This window comes from Corallococcus sp. 4LFB (assembly GCF_046520365.1).
GTDB classification, from domain to species: domain Bacteria; phylum Myxococcota; class Myxococcia; order Myxococcales; family Myxococcaceae; genus Corallococcus; species Corallococcus caeni.
The window spans coordinates 2229-5800 of record NZ_JBKGHJ010000500.1; the positions used below are offsets into that span (position 1 = coordinate 2229).

General features: G+C 67.6%; 3 protein-coding genes and 1 pseudogene. 2 read left to right on the forward strand and 2 right to left on the reverse strand.

Annotated elements, in window-relative coordinates; all coding sequences use genetic code 11:
* Positions 1–41: 41 nt before the first annotated feature.
* The gene (locus ACLEQD_RS35165) at positions 42–266 is read right to left on the reverse strand and encodes a hypothetical protein (RefSeq protein WP_410390126.1); all 225 of its coding nucleotides are present in this window, start codon (positions 264–266) and stop codon (positions 42–44) included.
* A 273-nt stretch (positions 267–539) separates the two neighbouring features.
* On the opposite strand from ACLEQD_RS35165, the gene ACLEQD_RS35170 reads away from it, so the two are divergent.
* Together ACLEQD_RS35170 and sctV are read left to right on the forward strand one after the other, a co-directional pair.
* Positions 540–1007: a tetratricopeptide repeat protein gene (locus tag ACLEQD_RS35170; RefSeq protein WP_410390127.1), complete on the forward strand. Its 468-nt coding sequence runs from the start codon at positions 540–542 to the stop codon at positions 1005–1007.
* Positions 1008–1093: 86 nt separating this feature from the next.
* Positions 1094–3220, forward strand: coding sequence for a type III secretion system export apparatus subunit SctV (gene sctV / locus ACLEQD_RS35175; RefSeq protein ID WP_338261545.1), 2127 nt, complete (start codon positions 1094–1096; stop codon positions 3218–3220).
* 103 nt (positions 3221–3323) lie between these two features.
* Here the strand turns inward: sctV and ACLEQD_RS35180 are convergent.
* A pseudogene (locus ACLEQD_RS35180) lies at positions 3324–3572 on the reverse strand (FHA domain-containing protein); the annotation flags it as partial.

The window sequence follows — 3572 nt, forward strand, 5'->3', positions numbered from 1 at the left end:
GAAGGAGGACCGGCTCTCGTACGCCCGGGAAAGCGGCGGAATTACTTGGTGTTGCCGATGATCGACATGGCGATGTCGCTCAGCTTCTTCATGATGTTGGAGGCGAACGCGGCGGCCTCCTGCTGCTTCTGGAGCATCAGCTGCGCGCGGGCGCGGGTCAGGTCGTCACCCTTGAGGCCCTTCAGGGTGGCGGACTCGGTCTCGTTCAGACCCTGCGAGGCGTTGAAAGCGGAGCGAACTGCAGAGCCGGCGACGTCAGCGTTCATGGGGAGTCTCCGAAGGTTGAGGCGGGTGGGTACCGCGAAGCTGCTTACAAAAGGATTATGGCGGATCAGGGGCCGGAAGTTTCGTCCCCATTTTCCGATCATTTTCCTACCCGGGAGCAGGGCGCACGGTCCGGACGTGGGCTTGCGGACGCACCCTCTTTGAAGGTTCTTCCGATAACAGCTTAAAGTGTCCGCGCCCGGCACCCCTCCCGTCCCTCAAGAGGCGGTTTCCCGGGCACGACTTCCTGTCCTCCCTCTGAGGGACCCGCGCTGATGACGACCGAATCCAAGGCTCCGGTGTCGAACGACAACGAGAAGCCCCTGTCTGGACCGGAGATGCTCGAACGGGCCACGGAGGGCTTCAATCTCTTCCAGGACGGGAACTTCAGCGAGTCGCTGGCCATCTTCGAGAAGCTCTCGGCCATGGACGCGGGCGAGGCCTACTTCCAGACCGCCCTGGGCGCCTGCCACCTGGCGCTGGAAGACCTGGACTCCGCTGTCGCGTGCTTCGACCGCGCCATCGAGCTGGATCCCACCGACATCACGCCCTTCGTCAACCGGGGGGAGGCGTTCCTGCGCCAGGGCCGGACGATGGAAGCGGCGCGCGACTTCCAGAACGCCGTGTCGCTGGACCCCGAGGACAAGGATCCCTTGAGCCGTCGTGCGCGCATGCTGGCCGCCGCGGCCCTGGAGAGCTCGGACGAGGCTTCGGAGGCCGAAGCCCCCGAGGACCGCTCGTAGCCTGACCGCAGGCTCCCTCTCCGGACAGGGGAGGGATGGCCCCCCCTTGGGCTCGGGGGTGGGCACGGATTAGGATGGCCCCGCCGATGGCCAACGCCGATCCGAACAGCTTCCTGAACAAGTACTCCGACATCGTCCTGGCCGTGGTCGTCGTGGCCATCGTCGCGATGATGATCGTCCCGCTGCCGACGATCATCCTGGACGTATTGCTGACGCTGAACATCAGCCTCTCGGTGATCCTGCTCCTCATCTCCCTCTACGTGCCCAGCGCGCTGTACCTGTCGTCGTTCCCGACGATCCTGCTGATCACGACGATGTTCCGTCTGTCGCTGACCATCTCCACCACGCGACTCATCCTGCTCACCGGTGACCCGGGCGAAGTGGTGGTGGCGTTCGGTAACTTCGTGGTGCAGGGCAACTTCGTCGTCGGCGCCATCCTCTTCCTCATCCTGGTGGTGGTGAACTTCATCGTCATCTCCAAGGGCTCGGAGCGCGTCGCGGAAGTGGCCGCGCGCTTCACCCTGGACGCGATGCCCGGCAAGCAGATGTCCATCGACGCGGACCTGCGCGCGGGTGTGATTGATCAGGACCAGATGAAGAAGAAGCGCCGCGACCTGGAGCGTGAGAGCCAGCTCTTCGGCGCCATGGACGGCGCGATGAAGTTCGTGAAGGGCGACGCCATCGCGTCCATCATCATCACGGTCATCAACATCGTGGGCGGCCTCATCATCGGCGTGACCCAGAAGGGCATGTCCGCTGGCGACGCCGCGCAGAAGTACACGCTGCTCACCATCGGTGACGGTCTGGTGGGCATGATCCCCGCCATCCTCATCTCCACGTGCGCCGGTATCTTGGTGACGCGCGTGGGCGGCGAGGAAGAGGGCGCGCACCTGGGCAAGGACGTGGGCTCGCAGCTCACCGCCTTCCCGAAGGCCATCGCCATCGCCGCGGCCATGCTCATCGGCCTGGGGCTCATCCCCGGCCTCCCCAAGATTCCCTTCTTCCTGCTGGGCGCGGGCGCGGGCTTCGGCGCGTACTCCATGATGCGCAAGCGCGACGAGGCGCTGGCCGCCGAGGAGGCGGGCCCCGCCATGGAGTCCAGCTTCGGCACGCCCGTGTCCGCCGAGCCTCCGCCCAAGGAGCAGCTCAACCCGGACTCGGAGCTGTTCATCCCCGTCGTCACGCCCATCGTGCTGGAGGTGTCCGACGCGCTGGTGCCCTTCGTGGACTCGCGGCAGGACGGCGGCAAGTTCCTCTTCGAGCTCATCCCGTTCATGCGCGACGGCCTCTTCGTGGAGCTGGGCGTCCGCTTCCCCGGCGTGCGCGCGCGCGGCAACGGCGGCCTGCCGCCCGGGGCCTACCAGATCCAAATCAACGAGGTCCCGGTCGTCACCGGCCAGGCCACCCTGGGCCACATCCTGGTGAACGACACGGTGGAGCGCCTCAAGCTGATGAACATCCCCGGCTTCGAGGCCATCAACCCCGCGACGCGCCAGCCGGCCGCGTGGGTGCCGGAGCAGTTCCGGGAGACGCTCGAGTCCGCGGGCCTCACCACCTGGGACGTGCCCGGCTACATCATCCTGCACACCGCCGCCGTGCTGCGGAAGAACGCCCGCGAGTTCGTGGGCGTGCAGGAGACGCAGACGATGCTGGAGCAGCTGGAGAAGGCGTTCCCGGCCATCGTGAAGGAGGTGGTCCCGAAGATCGTCAACGTGCTGAAGCTGACGGACATCCTCGGGCGCCTGGTGGAGGAGGAGCTCTCCATCCGCGACCTGCGCGGCATCCTCCAGGCCCTGTCGGAGTACGGGCAGGTGGAGGCCGACAACGTCATGCTCACCGAGCATGTCCGCGCCTCGCTGCGCCGCTACATCTCCCACAAGTACGCGCGCGGCACCGGCACGCTGGTGGTGTACCTGCTGGACCCGAACATCGAGGAGGCCATCCGCAGCTCCATCAAGCGCACCTCCGCGGGGGCCCACCTGGCGCTGGAGCCGGAGATCGCCCAGGAGATCGTCGGCGCGGTGCGCTCGGAGTGCGGCCACCTGCCGCCCAGCGCCCAGCGCCCCGTCATCCTCACGGCCATGGACATCCGCCGCTACGTGCGCAAGCTGCTGGAGTACGAGTTCAACCCCTCGTTCTCCATCCTCAGCTACCAGGAGCTGTCCCCCGAGCTGAACATCCAGCCGGTGGCGCGCATCTCCTCCGGCCGGTAGCCCCGCGCCGGAAGGACGAAGGCCCCCGTCTCGCGGCGGGGGCCTTTGTCGTTTCAGGAGGACGCCGTGGCCCGCGAGGCGTGCCGGGGACGGCCGCGGCGCATCAGGCGCCCGCGAGCACGGCGATCATCAACACCAGGAAGCTCAGCCCCACCACGCCCATCACGATGAGCGGGACGAGCTTCCTCTTGTCCGCGAGCGCGGACACGGCCGGGGCGGGCTCGGGTTCCGGCTCCGGCATGGGCTCCTCGCCGCTGCCGTCGGGCTGCGGCTCCTCGGAGGAGGCGTCCTCCGAAGGGGCGGGCTCCTCCGGTGGCGCGGGGGCGGGCTCGGGCTCCGGTTCGGGCTCCGG